Genomic DNA, 14,749 nt, shown 5'->3' on the forward strand with positions numbered 1-14,749 from the left:
TTTCAATTTGCGCTGATATATGATGAGAAGCGATCGATATATTTAAAAAATCGTTGATAAAATTTCATTCACCACTTTATACGAACAAACCTCGGCAAATCACTATGTTTCTTTTTATAAATTTGTAGTATTTCCCTTTCTCCACGATCTGAAAAAAGGTAGCACATTCGCTACCTTTTTTCTTATTTCACAAATTGCAATTCTTTCGGGAATTTCGTTAAAATTTCTGATCCATCTTTTGTGATATACATATCATCTTCAATACGAACGCCGCCTACGTTTGGTACGTAAATACCTGGTTCAATTGTGAAGACCATCCCTTCTTTTAGTAGAGATGTGTTCCCTTCTTTTACATCTGGATATTCGTGTACGCTAATGCCAAGCCCGTGACCAAGACGGTGCGGGAAGAAATTACCGTAGCCTGCATCTGCGATAACAGAGCGAGCAGCATAGTCAATTGCACCAAATGTAACACCTGGCTTACATGATTCAACCGCTTGTAATTGACCAGCTAGAACAGTATTGTAAATGCGTGTTTGTTCTTCTGAAATATCGCCAAATGCTACTGTACGTGTAATGTCAGAGCAGTAACCGTCAATGATTACACCTAAGTCAAACAGTACGAAGTCACCGCGCTTCATTTTGTTTGCGCCTGGAATACCGTGTGGCAAGGCAGAGTTTGCGCCTGCTAATACCATTGTGTCAAATGACATTTTATGTATGCCTTTTTTCTTTAACTCGTGTTCAATGATTGCTAACACTTCTAATTCGCTGCGGTCTTCTTTGATTGCTTCTACACCAACTCCAACAGCGTAGTCAGCCATGTAAGCTGCTTGGCGTAAAATAGAAAGTTCTTTTTCATCTTTAATTAAGCGAAGTTCGCGTACTTTTTCTTCAGCGGATTGGAAAGATGCTTTTGGGAATAATTTTGTTAATTCTTCATAGCGTTCTACATTTAAATGTTCTTTTTCAATCGCTACTTTATTCGCATCAATACCGCGATCTTTGATTGCTTTTGCGATCATATCCCATGGCTTATCAGTATCGTTAAAGCCGATAATTTCATGAGCCCAGCCAGCGTTTCGAGCTTGGCCTTCTTCCATTTTAGGACAGACTAAAATAGGTTCTTTTTCTTGGAATACAAATAGACCGAGTAGTCTTTCATGTGGTTCACAATGGAAGTTGGTCATATAGAAGACATTCGGTGTAGAAGTTAAGAAAGCAGCTTCCACGTTTTGTTCTTGTAGCCATTGCATTAAGTTTTCTAATCTAGTATTCATAGATTGGCACCTCCAAGGTTTCAGTTACATGTATAACTTTACATCGGATGAAAGTGTTATGACAAGTAAATCGCTGTTTGAAAAGACAGGAAATTGCGAAATCGTGTAGAATAATAGGTGTGAATGTAAACAAGGGAGAGATATAACGATGAAAGTATCTTATCATGGGCATTCAGTTGTAAAGGTTGAAACGAATGGAAAGGTTATTTTAATTGATCCGTTTTTAACAGGAAATCCGAAGACAGATTTAAAGGCTGAAGATGTAAAGGTAGATGCCATTATTTTATCGCACGGTCATGGGGATCATGTCGGTGACACAGTTGCGCTTGCGAAGAAAAATAATGCAGTTGTTGTGGCCCCATTTGAGCTTGCGACATTTTTAGGATGGCAAGGTGTGAATACGCATCCGATGCATATTGGTGGATCGCATGTATTTGGTTTTGGAAAAGTGAAGTTTACGCAAGCATTCCACGGGTCTAGTTATATTGATGAAGAAAATAAGACGATTACATATACAGGAATGCCAGCGGGGATTTTATTTACAGCAGAAGAGAAAACAATTTATCATGCAGGAGATACGGCGTTATTTTCTGATATGAAGTTAATTGGTTCTCTTACTAACATTGATGTAGCATTTTTACCGATTGGTGATAATTTTACAATGGGGCCAGAGGATGCACTGTTAGCTGCAGAGTGGATTGGAGCAAAAACGGTTGTGCCAATGCACTATAATACGTTCCCGGTGATTGAACAAGACCCGCATCTTTTTGTTCAAAAACTAACAAGTAGTACAGGGAAGGTATTAGAAGCTGGAGAAAGTATTACACTATAAGATAGAAACCCTTCATTTGAAAACAACAAGTGAAGGGTTTTTATGTGTGTAAAATGGGTTGGAAAGTCTGTACTTGTTTTGATGTTTCTTTTGTTTTTCGTAATGTTTGTTGTGGTGTTTCATTTAGTTCCAACGCTACCTTTTTTCCATTAACGAAAGCTAAACAGACAGCACCTACAACTTCTAAAAATTTTTTCATTTTCAATCGCTCCTTTGTTTGATTTCTTGCTTTTATTGTACATTTGAAATCAGGGGCAAACTATCGAATGAGATGACAATAGTATTACACTGTTGTAAGAATAATTTTGTTATAAACAAAATAGTACAGCTACATAAAAGTACAGTGTAACAGTTTCGGAAATATAGTATACTAAAAATACAACACATGAAGAATTTAGGGAAAAGAAAGTATGGTGAAACCATTTGGCTACCAAACATAATCAAATTTTAGAACATATCAATAGCCTGCCGGTCGGGCATAAAATTTCTGTGCGTCAAATTGCAAAAGATTTGAGTGTAAGTGAAGGAACAGCTTATCGGGCGATTAAAGATGCAGAAAACAAAGGATATGTTAGTACAATTGAACGTGTCGGAACAATCCGAATTGAACAAAAGAAAAAGGAAAATATCGAAAAACTAACATATGCTGAAGTGGTTAATATCGTCGATGGCCAAGTGCTAGGCGGGAGAGAAGGATTACATAAAACATTAAACAAGTTCGTGATTGGGGCCATGAAATTAGAAGCGATGATGCGTTATACAGAAGCTGGAAACTTGCTAATTATCGGTAACCGAACGAATGCACATCAGTTGGCATTGGAAACAGGAGCAGCTGTATTAATTACAGGTGGATTTGATACAGAAGATCGTGTAAAAAAATTAGCAGATGAATTAAAGTTGCCGATTATTTCAAGTAGTTATGATACGTTTACTGTCGCAACGCTTATTAACCGTGCCATTTATGATCAGCTTATTAAAAAAGAAATTGTACTTGTGGAAGATATTTTGACGCCAATTGAGGAAACGCTCTATTTAAAGCCAAGTGATACAGTAGCGCAGTGGCATTTGTATAATGAAGAAACGATGCATGGGCGCTATCCAATTGTAGATGAAAACAAAAAAGTGTTAGGGATTGTGACTTCAAAAGATATGATTGGTATCGCGAAAGAAACATCGATTGAAAAAGTAATGACAAAACAGCCCATTACAGTGAATGGAAAGATGTCTGTTGCAGCGGCGGCACGTATGATGGTATGGGAAGGGATTGAGCTACTTCCTGTTGTGGATGAAAGCAATCAACTGCAAGGTATTATTAGTCGTCAAGATGTACTGCAGGCGCTGCAAATGATTCAGCGTCAACCGCAAGTTGGAGAGACGATTGAGGATATCGTTACCAATCAATTTGTGACGCCAAAAGAAGCGAAGAACGAACATAGTTATCAATTTTCTGTGACACCACAAATGACGAGTTCATTTGGAACATTATCATACGGTGTATTTACAACCGTTGTTACAGAAGCAACGAATCGCGCCATCCGTGCGCAGAAAAAAAGCGATTCGATTGTGGAGAATTTAACAATCTACTTTGTAAAGCCGATTCAAATCGACAATGTCGTTTCTGTACATCCTAAGGTGTTAGAAATCGGTCGTAAATTTGGTAAGGTAGATGTGGAAGTAAGGCACGGAGGAGAAATTGTTGGGAAAGCACTATTAATGGTGCAGTTAATTGATCGATAAGTATAAAACAAGAGCTGAGTGAAGACTCCTTTTTAAGAGGGTAATTCATTCAGCCCTTTTTGTATAACAATAGTATAGGCAGTGAAAGATAGAGGTAATCAATCGGGGAACAATTCCCTTCATTTGGTAAATAGGTTATGTTATAATTTGATTATCAGATAATTTGTATATAAAAAGAAAAGGCTGGTGTTTCATATGTCATCAGAGTTACTTTTTCTGGGCGGTGTTGCATTGTTCTATTTTCTCTTGATGATACCGATTCAATATCTTTACATGGAAGGATTAAACAAGCAACGGCAAAGAACACGACGTTCACAACAAGAACTGTATAAACATATGTCTTTTGAAGAAGAACAATTACATTTTCATGTGCAAGGAAATCCGTTTAATATTCCTCCAGCATTTGTTGCTTATATGATTTTAAAAATAAAGAACCGCAAAAAAGCATCAGCATGAATGGCTGATGCTTTTTACAGAGTGTTGGGAAACAGGAGCCAGGGGGGCTTGTTTTTGTCGTTTTTTGTTGGTTAGTCGATATCCTTTGTCGAATCGCTGATATATTCAAATTTGCGCCGATATATTGTGAGAAATGGTCGATATATTTGAAAAATCGCTGATAAAATTTCATTCACCATTTTATCCCGCATTAACTGGCAGTAAGACCTCCACTGATTAAAGTTTCACTTTATACGAACCAACCTCATCAGATCACCATGTTTCTTTTTATATTTTTTCATATGCCTCCGCCTCTTCAATTGCAAGAGGTGAGAAATGTTTATATTGGCGAAATCCGTTAAAGATGCTTGCACCGCCAAATAAAAGAAATAAGATACCAACAATGATCCGTGCAGTAGAGAGGTCTAAGAAAAATTGGTTTGCGCCAAATAACGCAACGAATACACCGAGTGCGATTGCCGATTTTCCAGCGAGCCATCCTTTTTCCATCGGACGATTTGTACGAAAATATTTTGTTTTATAGAAGAGATACAACATAAATGAGATGATAATACAAAAGACTAATACTGGCATAATGTAATCCTCCATTATTTTGTATGTAGATAAATTAAAACCCTGAAATATAAAACCTCTCTTTTTTTAGGTGGAAGAGAGCATCCACTCAAGCATAGAAGCGGTCAGTGCCTATTTTAGCCCCGTGCCGAGGGAAAACGAAAAACATTATCGAAACTTTCTAACTATTATTATAAAGCAATTGTCCACATGGATAAATTGTTTTCAGTTATAATGAATGATAAAGTAAGAAAATTGATGACAGAGGTAGAAACCAGTAAAAAGGAGACTATACATATGCATGAACAAATTTTAGCAGCGATTAAAGAGTTTGAGACGATTATTATTCATCGTCATGTGCGTCCAGATCCAGATGCCTTAGGCTCTCAGTGTGGCCTTGGAACGATTCTTCAAGAATCGTTTCCGGAGAAAAAGATTTATATGGTTGGATATAATGAACCTTCTTTATCGTATTTACGAGTAATGGATGAAATTGATGATGAGACATATGCAAATGCACTTGTTATCGTTTGCGATACAGCGAATCAAGAACGTGTTTGTGATCAACGCTATACAAAAGGGAAGATGCTGATTAAAATCGATCACCATCCAAATGAAGATCCATACGGAGATATTACGTGGGTAGATACGGCATCAAGTTCTACAAGCGAGCTCATTTATGAGTTTTACACTTACGGAAAAGATAAAGGATTAAAAATTACGAAAGAATCAGCGCGTCTTATTTTAGCTGGGATTGTAGGAGATACAGGACGTTTCTTATTCCCAAATACATCAGCAAGAACGTTACGTTTTGCAGCAGAACTTGTTGAAATGGGCGTTGAGTTTCCAAATTTATATACCGAAATGTATAAAACAAAAGAGAAAATCGCTCGTTTAAATGGATTCATTTTACAAAACTTTACGATGACAGAAGAAGGAGCAGCTTATATTAAGTTGACGAAAGAAGTGTTAAAAGAGTTTGATGTCCTTCCTTCAGAGGCATCTGGCGTTGTAGGAGCACTTGGCAATGTTGATGGAATACAAGCTTGGGTTCTGTTTTTAGAGGAAGATGATGTGATTCGCGTTCGCCTTCGTTCAAAAGGGCCTGTTATTAATAAATTAGCAATGAAGTATGACGGCGGAGGCCATCCGATGGCTTCTGGTGCAAAAGCATCTTCTTGGGAAGAAGCAGATCGTCTTTTTGCAGATTTGCGTGAGATTTGTAAGTAAGAAAAGTAGGGATATCTGTCATGTTAAAGGTGCGTGATAGATCATGTTTTTTCATCATACCTTATCATGCTGCACATTATATGGTACATCACTTCGATATGTAGTGGTGTACTTTTTCTTTTTCTATATTCATAATCATCAGTTGTCAATTTTTGAAGATGCGATTAGAAGTAAGCGGAAAGGAATGTTAATTCTAATGAAATAAGGTTTTTAGATTAGAATTATTTTGGCGCTAGTATAGTCATATGGACACAACCTAATGTTGTAAAGGATTTCCAGAAGGGTGTGTCCATCTGAAAAGAATGGTTTGATGTTCGTTTTTAATTTGGATGTATTTATTTTTTAGGGAAAACACCTCCCTATTTTTCTTGTTTTATATGGATGTCAATTTCGAGCACAGTATCAAAAGAGATTGTATCAACTTTAAAGTGGTAGGTTCGATCGTAATGTTTATATACTTTATTTTCAATTGCTTTTTTTAGGAGTTCTTTATTTTTCGCAATGCTTTGTATGTTTTTGGTTAAGAGATGCTGAAGATCATTGTGAATGGACGTTATAATGTTTTCGAGAGTAAGGTTATCTAAATCGTACTTATCATGGTTTGAAATTTCAATTTTAATTTCTTGAATGGTTAAGAGCTGCTTGTTTTCTTCATTTAGTTTATCGTGATCTTCAAGAAGAACCCGAAGTTTTTCTTCTTGCTTCTTAATGATTTGTTTTTGTTTTTCTATCATACTTGCTTGTTCTTGCTGGAAAACGCCATATATGTACAAAAAAATAAACCAGCTTAAAACCCCGCCAACAGCAGCGCCAGCTAAAAATAAAGACCATCGTTTCGCTGTATTTGCATTTGGTACCCTCATACATGTTCCTGCGTAAGCCATTTAATAATAATAAGACCGGTTTGCATGCCGCCTGTTGCAAAAAATATGAGTAAAATTTGTTTCACAATGTCTTTCATATCCCCTTCAAAAAAACTTCTTTCAAAGCTATAAAACGTATCAAAAGTTCCGCCAATCGCTGCAACGAGTGCCCAAATTCTTAAATTTTGCGCGAATTGATTAATTGAAGTAAGGGCAGGCTGTCCAATAAGAAAGGCTCCAATACCTCCAATTAAAGAGCCGCCGAGTATGACCCCGAAGGCGATAAAGTAACTAATAATAAGAAGAGAAAAAAAAGTGTGTTCTCTCACATCCATCGTCATTCTCCTTTCTTCTTCATATATATGGACAAAGTATAAGAAGTATGTTTTGATTTCCGCTTTCTTCATCACCTATAATGAAAGTAGTCAAATAGGTAAAGAGAGGGTACAACAGTGAAGTTTGTGCATTTACAATGTCAAACCGTTTATAGTTTGTTAAAAAGTGCTTGTAAAATTGATGAACTCGTCTCCAGGGCGAAAGAACTTGGATTTTCATCTCTTGCGATTACAGATGAAAATGTAATGTACGGAGTCATTCCGTTTTATAAAGCATGTAAGAAGAATGGCATACAGCCAATTATCGGATTAACAGCATCTGTTTTTAGTGAAGAAGAAGAGCAGGCCTATCCGCTCGTATTACTTGCAGAAAATGAAACAGGTTATGAAAACTTACTGAAAATTTCTAGTACGATCATGACGAAGTCTAAAGACGGGATCCCGAAAAAGTGGCTTGCTCATTATGCAAAAGGATTGATTGCAATTTCCCCCGGAAAAGATGGGGAAATTGAACAGTTGTTGTTACAAGAAAGAGACGAGATCGCCGAAGATGTAGCTCGGGGCTATCAAAAGATGTTTGGAAGTTTTTATATGAACTTACAGCACCATGCGATTCAAGATGAGTTAGTTTTGCAGGAGAAAATACCGCAATTCGCAAATGAAATCGGCATTCCAGTTGTCGCGACAAACGATGTTCGTTATGTAAATCAAAGCGATGCGCTGGTGCAAGAGTGTTTGTTATCCGTTCAAAACGGAACGAAGATGACAGACCCGGATAGACCAAGGCTTAAAACAGATCAGTATTATTTAAAATCAGCATCTGAAATGGAGGCTTTATTTTCTCATGAGGAAGAAGCTCTTCAAAATACAGTTCGCATTGCTGAGCGTTGCCGCGTAGAAATTTCTTTTCACGTCAATCAATTGCCGAAGTTTCCTGTTCCGTCTAATGAAACATCAGATGGGTATTTGCGCCGTATTTGTAATGAAGGTTTAAATAAGCGATATAAAGCGATTCAAGATGTACATAGGAAACGTTTAGATCACGAGCTTGAAGTTATCTCTCGCATGGGATTTAGCGACTACTTCCTTATTGTATGGGATTTTATGAAATACGCGCATGAGCATAATATTTTAACAGGACCGGGCCGTGGATCGGCAGCAGGTTCACTCGTTTCCTATGTGTTAGAAATTACAGACATTGATCCAATTGAGTACGACTTGCTGTTTGAACGATTTTTAAATCCTGAACGTGTCACACTTCCAGATATTGATATTGATTTTCCAGACATTAGACGTGATGAGATGATTCGTTATGTGAAAGATAAATACGGTCAGCTTCGCGTTGCTCAAATTGTTACGTTCGGAACACTTGCTGCAAAAGCAGCAATCCGGGATATCGCCCGCGTAATGGGGCTTCTGCCAAGGGATATTGACATCTTTTCGAAATTGATACCGTCAAAGCTTGGAATTACGTTACAAGAAGCGTATGAAGAATCTAGGTCTCTTCGTGAATTTATACAAGGAAACCTCTTACATGAGCGTATTTTTGAAATTGCAAAGCGCGTTGAAGGTTTGCCGCGTCATACGTCTATTCATGCGGCAGGGGTCATTATGAGCCAAGAACCGTTAACGGGAAGTGTTGCGATTCAAGAAGGGCATAATGATGTATATGTCACGCAATATCCAGCAGAAGTGTTAGAAGAGCTAGGTCTATTGAAAATGGACTTTTTAGGTTTACGTAATTTAACGTTACTTGAAAATATTCTGCAGTTTATTGTGAGGAAAACAGGGAAACAAATTGATGTACGAAAAGTATCTCTTCAGGATGAAAAGACATTTCAGTTACTTGGAAGAGGAGATACAACGGGTGTATTCCAGCTTGAATCTGGAGGAATGCGGGATGTGTTACGTAGTTTAAAACCAAATGAATTTGAAGATATTGTTGCTGTCAATGCTTTATATCGTCCAGGACCGATGGAACAAATTCCAACCTTTATTGAGTCAAAGCACGGTACGCGCCAAATTCATTATTTACATGAAGATTTAAAGCCGATTTTAAAAAGCACATATGGGGTTATTATATATCAAGAGCAAATTATGCAAATTGCGTCGCAGTTAGCAGGGTTTTCACTCGGGGAAGCCGATTTGCTTCGTCGTGCGGTGAGTAAGAAAAATCGTGAAATTTTAGAGCAAGAAAGAGTGCATTTCGTACAAGGTTGTTTACGAAATGGATACAATAAGATGTCCGCGGAACAAATTTATGACTTAATTGTTAGATTTGCAAATTACGGTTTTAACCGAAGTCATGCCGTAGCCTACAGTATGATTGGATATCAGCTTGCTTATTTAAAAGCGAACTATCCATTAGAATTTATGACGGCATTGTTATCTAGTGCGATAGGTAATGAAGATAAGATTGTGCAATATATACGCGAAACGAAGCGCAAAGGTTTTCGTGTTTTACCGCCGTCCCTTCATAGAAGTAGTCGCCACTTCCGAATAGAAGGGAATGCAATTCGTTATAGTTTACTTTCGATTCGAAATATTGGGATGGCTACAGTGAATGCGGTAATCGAGGAGAGAGAAAGAAAGCCGTTTCAAGATTTATTTGAGTTTTGTCTTCGCATGCCAGCGAAGTTTGTTACAGAGCGCAATTTAGAGGCGTTTGTTTGGTCAGGGTGCTTCGATGATTTTCAAGTATCAAGAACAACTTTATTTAATAGTGTGAAGGGTGCTTTAGAGTATGCCAGCCTTGCACGTGAATTAGGGGAAGAAAGCGTTCCAAAATCAGTATATGTACAAGGAGAAGAGCTATCCTTTATTGAACAATTAAATAATGAGAAAGAGGCGCTTGGATTTTACTTATCCAGCTATCCAACGGCGCAATATGCAAAGTTTGTAAAAGAATTGGAAATTCCATCTCTTGCACAAGCGATGAGGCAAAAGCGCAAGGTGCAGCGCGTCATTGTATATATAACAGGTGTAAAAGTTATTCGGACAAAAAAATTACAAAAAATGGCGTTTGTTACGTTTTGTGATCACAATGATGAAATGGAAGCAGTTGTCTTTCCTGAGACATATATTCATTTTTCGGAGAGGCTACAAGAAGGTGCCATTGTGTTAGTGGAAGGGACGATTGAACAACGAAATCATAAATTGCAATGGATCGTGAACGGCCTTTATTCATTAGAACAAATGGATGTTTACAATGAAATGAAAGAAGCGTCTATTTATGTAAAATTACCATCGCAATATGAAAAGAAGTTGTTAAATCAAGTTACAAAAATATTATTTCATTATTCAGGTTTTGCGAAAGTACTAATTTATTATGAAAAAGAACATAAAATGGTACAATTATCTCGTAGTTTGTCCATTCATCCAAGTGAAGAATGTTTAGGAGCACTTCGTGAAATAGTCGGTAAGGAAAATGTTGTAGTGAAAATATAATGGACAATTTCCCTATAATTCGATTATTATAGTAATAGTGTTCGTGGTCAGACCACTTGGAGAGAAGGATACCAGCAAGAATAATTTGAGGAGAGTGGATAGTTTGTCAACACTTCGTGAAGAAGCACTTCACATGCATAAAGTGCATCAAGGAAAATTAGAAACTGTATCAAAAGTAAAAGTAGAAAATGCAAAAGATTTAAGTCTTGCGTATTCTCCAGGGGTTGCAGAACCTTGTAAAGAAATTTATGACGATAAAAGCAATGTATATGAATATACAATGAAGGGAAATATGGTAGCAGTTGTAACGGACGGAACAGCTGTACTTGGTCTTGGCAATATTGGACCAGAAGCATCTCTTCCGGTTATGGAAGGTAAAGCAGTGTTATTCAAGAGCTTTGCTGGCGTAGATGCATTCCCAATTGCTTTAAATACAAACGATGTAGATAAAATTGTTGAAACTGTAAAATTAATGGAGCCGACATTTGGCGGTGTAAACTTAGAGGATATTGCAGCACCAAACTGCTTTATCATTGAAGAACGTCTGAAAAAAGAAACGAATATTCCTGTATTCCATGATGATCAACACGGAACAGCTATCGTAACAGTAGCAGGTCTTGTAAACGCACTTAAACTAGTTGGAAAGAAAATGTCTGACATTAAAGTTGTTGCAAATGGTGCAGGTGCAGCGGGGATTGCAATCATTAAGCTTTTATATCGCTATGGTGTACGCGACATTATTATGTGTGACCGAAAAGGAGCGATTTATGAAGGGCGCCCTGCTGGTATGAACCCAGTGAAAGATGAAGTTGCAAAATATACGAATAAAAATCGTGTAGAAGGTTCATTAGCAGATGTTGTAAAGGATGCGGATGTATTTATCGGTGTATCTGTAGCAGGTGCATTAACTGAAGAAATGGTTCGTACAATGAATGACGATGCGATTATTTTTGCAATGGCAAATCCGGTTCCAGAAATTATGCCAGAAATTGCGAAAGCAGCAGGCGCAGCAGTTGTCGGAACTGGTCGCTCTGACTTCCCGAACCAAGTTAATAATGTACTAGCGTTCCCGGGTATTTTCCGTGGTGCACTTGATGTACATGCGACGCAAATTAATGAAGAAATGAAAATGGCAGCTGTAAAGGCTATTGCAGAGCTTGTAGCGGCAGATGAGCTAAACGCAGACTATATCATTCCAGCACCGTTTGATGCGCGTGTAGCGCCTCAGGTGGCAGCTTACGTTGCGAAAGCTGCGATGGAGACAGGAGTAGCTCGCCGTCAAGTAGATCCAAATGAAGTTGCTGAGAAAACAAAAAAATTAGCGCTGATTGGTAAAGAGTAAGCGAGGAATTTCTATTGACATCATCAAATACAAAAGTATATCTCGAAATTGTAAAGAAAATCCGTTCCATTATGGAAGAGGATGGCTTAGTAGCGGGGGATCGACTGCCATCTGAACGCGAGTTAAGTGCGCGTTTAAATGTAGGACGTTCATCTGTACGGGAAGCATTGCGAGCTTTAGAACTCGTAGGATTAATTGAAACAAGACGCGGTGAAGGGACGTTTATTCGAAACTTCTATGACAATGGCCTTGTTCAATTGATTGCACCATTTTTATTGCAAGATGAGAAAACCATTCGTGATTTATTACAGATGAAACGATTGCTTGAAAAAGATGCTCTTCGAATCGTATGTGATTTACCGAAAGAAACGTTTTCTAGTGTGTTAAGTATGTTGCAATCCGTTCTAAAAAAGGGCGATAGCTCAGTCCAAGAGTTTCATCAAACATTCTTTAAGACGCTTATTGAACAAGTAGACAATTATTTACTATATCGCATTTGGATGATTGTAAATGATTATGTTGCAACTCTTTCTTATGAAATTTCACTAGAATCTATAGAAATCTATAGAAATCTATATGAAGCGCTATATGCCAAAAAGGAAGAAGTAGCGCTGGGAATTTATGATGAATTAATGGAAAACATACAGTTTCACTCGTAATGTATAAAAATTTGTCGAAATGACCATGACACGTTATGACAAACAATCTATCGCATAGCGGTTAAAGTTAAACGTAAAGAGAGAGGTTATTAGACAGATTGAGAAGACAAGGCTAACATCGATCTTTGGTGTTAGCCCAGTTTTCTTCTATTTAACCTTAGCTCTCAACAAAGGGGGTCAAATTGTGCTAAGAGATTTATTCGTTAAAAAGAAAAAGTACGCTGCAATTCCTTCAGAACAAGTACGAAAAGACGTACCGGACGGTGTTATGACAAAATGTCCGAAATGTAAGAAAATCATGTATACAAAAGAGCTTCTGAAAAATTTAAAAGTGTGTGTGAACTGTGGTTATCATCATCCGATGAATGCGTGGGAACGCCTTAATAGTGTATTGGACGAAGGTTCATTTCGTGAGTATGACAAAGAGATGGTTTCGTTAAATCCACTTGGGTTCCCTAATTATGAAGAGAAACTAGAAAGTGATCGCAAGAAAACTGAATTAAACGAAGCTGTTGTGACAGGTGAAGGAACAATTGATGAAATGCTTGTTGTGATTGCAGTAATGGATTCTCGTTTTCGAATGGGCAGCATGGGCTCTGTTGTAGGCGAAAAAATTGCACGTGCAGTTGAAAAGGCATACGATTTACAAGTACCATTTATTATCTTCACTGCATCGGGCGGTGCACGTATGCAAGAAGGGATTTTAAGTTTAATGCAAATGGCAAAAACAAGCGTGGCATTGAAAAAACATAGCAATGCTGGAGGCTTATTTATTTCCATTATGACTCATCCGACGACAGGCGGTGTTTCAGCAAGTTTCGCTTCACTTGGTGATTATAATCTTGCAGAGCCAGGTGCACTTATCGGCTTTGCTGGTAGACGTGTAATTGAACAAACAGTGCGTGAGAAACTGCCAGAAGATTTTCAGACGGCAGAGTTTTTACTAGAGCACGGTCAATTGGATGCGGTAGTGCATCGTGATGATATGAGAGAATCGCTCCGTAAGATTTTAGAAGTTCATCAAGGAGGGGAAATGGCTGTATGGCAGAGCTAGAATTTGAAAAACCAGTTGTTGAGCTAAGAAATAAGATTCGCGAACTGAAAGACTATACGAAAAACAGCCAGATGGACTTCAGTGAGGAGATTCGTATTTTGGAAGGAAAGCTAGAAAATTTAGAAGAAGAAATATACGGCAATATGAAAGTATGGGACCGCGTTCAAATTGCTCGTCATGCAGAGAGACCGACAACGCTCGATTATATTGAGCACTTATTTACTGATTTTTTTGAATGCCATGGAGACCGTCTCTTTGGTGATGATGCAGCGATTGTCGGCGGCATAGCGAAATATAAGGGGATGCCTGTAACGGTAATAGGACATCAGCGCGGAAAAGATACGAAAGAAAATATTCGCCGTAATTTTGGAATGCCTCATCCAGAAGGATATCGAAAGGCGTTGCGCTTAATGAAACAAGCGGAGAAATTTAATCGACCGATTATTTGTTTCATTGACACAAAAGGTGCTTATCCTGGGAAAGCAGCTGAAGAACGTGGACAAAGTGAAGCGATCGCTCGTAATTTATTTGAAATGGCAGGGCTTACTGTACCTGTTATCTGTATTGTTATTGGTGAAGGTGGCAGTGGTGGTGCGCTTGGTCTTGGAGTAGGGGATTACATTCATATGCTAGAAAATTCCACTTATTCTGTTATTACGCCAGAGGGTGCAGCTGCGATTCTTTGGAAAGATGCAGGGAAAGCGAAAGAAGCTGCAGAAGCGATGAAAATTACAGCGGCAGATTTGAAAGAATTAGGTGTAATTGACGAAATTATTCCAGAAGCGCGCGGCGGTGCACATCGTAATATTGTAAAGCAATCAGAAAATATTGATTTGATGCTTAGAAAAACATTCCAGCAATTAAACGGTATTTCGAAAGATGAATTAATCGAAAAACGTTATGAAAAATATATGAAAATTGGGCAAGTTTCGTTTTCAAACGCTTCCATTTGGATAAAATAA

The 14,749-nt window shown here is 37.9% G+C and carries 14 protein-coding genes; 9 read left to right on the forward strand and 5 right to left on the reverse strand.

Going from position 1 to position 14,749, the window contains the following annotated elements:
* Positions 1 to 182 precede the first annotated feature (182 nt).
* On the reverse strand, positions 183 to 1,280 hold the full coding sequence (gene pepQ / locus ACX5JI_RS00325) for a Xaa-Pro dipeptidase (RefSeq protein WP_459499134.1): 1,098 nt from the start codon (positions 1,278 to 1,280) through the stop codon (positions 183 to 185).
* A 148-nt stretch (positions 1,281 to 1,428) separates the two neighbouring features.
* Between pepQ and ACX5JI_RS00330 the strand changes: the two genes are divergently transcribed.
* A complete protein-coding gene (locus tag ACX5JI_RS00330; RefSeq protein ID WP_459499135.1) occupies positions 1,429 to 2,112 on the forward strand; it encodes a metal-dependent hydrolase in 684 nt (227 codons plus the stop codon).
* Positions 2,113 to 2,152: 40 nt separating this feature from the next.
* On the opposite strand, the gene ACX5JI_RS00335 is transcribed toward ACX5JI_RS00330, so the two are convergent.
* On the reverse strand, positions 2,153 to 2,311 hold the full coding sequence (locus ACX5JI_RS00335; protein ID WP_459499136.1) for a hypothetical protein: 159 nt from the start codon (positions 2,309 to 2,311) through the stop codon (positions 2,153 to 2,155).
* A 224-nt stretch (positions 2,312 to 2,535) separates the two neighbouring features.
* On the opposite strand from ACX5JI_RS00335, the gene ACX5JI_RS00340 reads away from it, so the two are divergent.
* Complete coding sequence (locus ACX5JI_RS00340; RefSeq protein WP_459499137.1) at positions 2,536 to 3,849, forward strand: DRTGG domain-containing protein; 1,314 nt, start codon at positions 2,536 to 2,538, stop codon at positions 3,847 to 3,849.
* 195 nt (positions 3,850 to 4,044) lie between these two features.
* On the forward strand, positions 4,045 to 4,305 hold the full coding sequence (locus ACX5JI_RS00345; RefSeq protein ID WP_459499138.1) for a DUF3949 domain-containing protein: 261 nt from the start codon (positions 4,045 to 4,047) through the stop codon (positions 4,303 to 4,305).
* Between the two features lie 267 nt (positions 4,306 to 4,572).
* Here the strand turns inward: ACX5JI_RS00345 and ACX5JI_RS00350 are convergent, their stop codons facing one another.
* Entirely contained in the window at positions 4,573 to 4,878 is a 306-nt protein-coding gene (locus ACX5JI_RS00350; protein WP_459499139.1) for a YtpI family protein, read from the reverse strand.
* 276 nt (positions 4,879 to 5,154) lie between these two features.
* Here ACX5JI_RS00350 and ACX5JI_RS00355 point away from each other — a divergent pair, with 276 nt between their 5' ends.
* Positions 5,155 to 6,087, forward strand: a complete 933-nt coding sequence (locus tag ACX5JI_RS00355) for a DHH family phosphoesterase (protein WP_459499140.1) — start codon at positions 5,155 to 5,157, stop codon at positions 6,085 to 6,087.
* A 359-nt stretch (positions 6,088 to 6,446) separates the two neighbouring features.
* On the opposite strand, the gene ytrI is transcribed toward ACX5JI_RS00355, so the two are convergent.
* Both ytrI and ytrH read right to left on the reverse strand, forming a co-directional pair.
* Complete coding sequence (gene ytrI, locus ACX5JI_RS00360; RefSeq protein ID WP_459499141.1) at positions 6,447 to 6,950, reverse strand: sporulation membrane protein YtrI; 504 nt, start codon at positions 6,948 to 6,950, stop codon at positions 6,447 to 6,449.
* Positions 6,947 to 7,285, reverse strand: coding sequence for a sporulation membrane protein YtrH (gene ytrH, locus ACX5JI_RS00365; protein ID WP_459499142.1), 339 nt, complete (start codon positions 7,283 to 7,285; stop codon positions 6,947 to 6,949). The genes ytrI and ytrH overlap by 4 nt, the downstream gene beginning before the upstream one ends.
* Positions 7,286 to 7,402: 117 nt before the next feature.
* On the opposite strand from ytrH, the gene dnaE reads away from it, so the two are divergent.
* The 5 genes from dnaE to accA all read left to right on the forward strand — a co-directional run bounded on the left by dnaE (position 7,403) and on the right by accA (position 14,749).
* Positions 7,403 to 10,732 carry a DNA polymerase III subunit alpha gene (gene dnaE / locus ACX5JI_RS00370; RefSeq protein WP_459499143.1) on the forward strand — a complete coding sequence of 1,110 codons (3,330 nt, stop codon included), beginning with the start codon at positions 7,403 to 7,405 and terminating at the stop codon, positions 10,730 to 10,732.
* 133 nt (positions 10,733 to 10,865) lie between these two features.
* Positions 10,866 to 12,074: an NADP-dependent malic enzyme gene (gene ystJ, locus ACX5JI_RS00375; protein WP_459500243.1), complete on the forward strand. Its 1,209-nt coding sequence runs from the start codon at positions 10,866 to 10,868 to the stop codon at positions 12,072 to 12,074.
* 14 nt (positions 12,075 to 12,088) lie between these two features.
* Positions 12,089 to 12,733 (forward strand): FadR/GntR family transcriptional regulator, encoded by a 645-nt coding sequence (locus tag ACX5JI_RS00380; protein ID WP_459499144.1) that lies wholly within the window; start codon positions 12,089 to 12,091, stop codon positions 12,731 to 12,733.
* A gap of 184 nt (positions 12,734 to 12,917) precedes the next feature.
* Positions 12,918 to 13,787: an acetyl-CoA carboxylase, carboxyltransferase subunit beta gene (accD, locus tag ACX5JI_RS00385; RefSeq protein ID WP_459499146.1), complete on the forward strand. Its 870-nt coding sequence runs from the start codon at positions 12,918 to 12,920 to the stop codon at positions 13,785 to 13,787.
* Complete coding sequence (accA, locus tag ACX5JI_RS00390; protein ID WP_459499147.1) at positions 13,775 to 14,749, forward strand: acetyl-CoA carboxylase carboxyl transferase subunit alpha; 975 nt, start codon at positions 13,775 to 13,777, stop codon at positions 14,747 to 14,749. Before accD ends, accA begins: the two co-directional genes overlap by 13 nt.

This window comes from Bacillus sp. C1 (assembly GCF_054570475.1).

What these genes read in the sequence shown, in the direction of transcription:
- pepQ (WP_459499134.1), bottom strand. Translation starts at nt 1,280, where the DNA reads ATGAATACTAGATTAGAAAACTTAATGCAATGGCTACAAGAACAAAAC.
- ACX5JI_RS00330 (WP_459499135.1), top strand. Translation starts at nt 1,429, where the DNA reads ATGAAAGTATCTTATCATGGGCATTCAGTTGTAAAGGTTGAAACGAAT.
- ACX5JI_RS00335 (WP_459499136.1), bottom strand. Translation starts at nt 2,311, where the DNA reads ATGAAAAAATTTTTAGAAGTTGTAGGTGCTGTCTGTTTAGCTTTCGTT.
- ACX5JI_RS00345 (WP_459499138.1), top strand. Translation starts at nt 4,045, where the DNA reads ATGTCATCAGAGTTACTTTTTCTGGGCGGTGTTGCATTGTTCTATTTT.
- ACX5JI_RS00350 (WP_459499139.1), bottom strand. Translation starts at nt 4,878, where the DNA reads ATGCCAGTATTAGTCTTTTGTATTATCATCTCATTTATGTTGTATCTC.
- ACX5JI_RS00355 (WP_459499140.1), top strand. Translation starts at nt 5,155, where the DNA reads ATGCATGAACAAATTTTAGCAGCGATTAAAGAGTTTGAGACGATTATT.
- ytrI (WP_459499141.1), bottom strand. Translation starts at nt 6,950, where the DNA reads ATGAGGGTACCAAATGCAAATACAGCGAAACGATGGTCTTTATTTTTA.
- ytrH (WP_459499142.1), bottom strand. Translation starts at nt 7,285, where the DNA reads ATGGATGTGAGAGAACACACTTTTTTTTCTCTTCTTATTATTAGTTAC.
- ystJ (WP_459500243.1), top strand. Translation starts at nt 10,866, where the DNA reads ATGCATAAAGTGCATCAAGGAAAATTAGAAACTGTATCAAAAGTAAAA.
- accA (WP_459499147.1), top strand. Translation starts at nt 13,775, where the DNA reads ATGGCAGAGCTAGAATTTGAAAAACCAGTTGTTGAGCTAAGAAATAAG.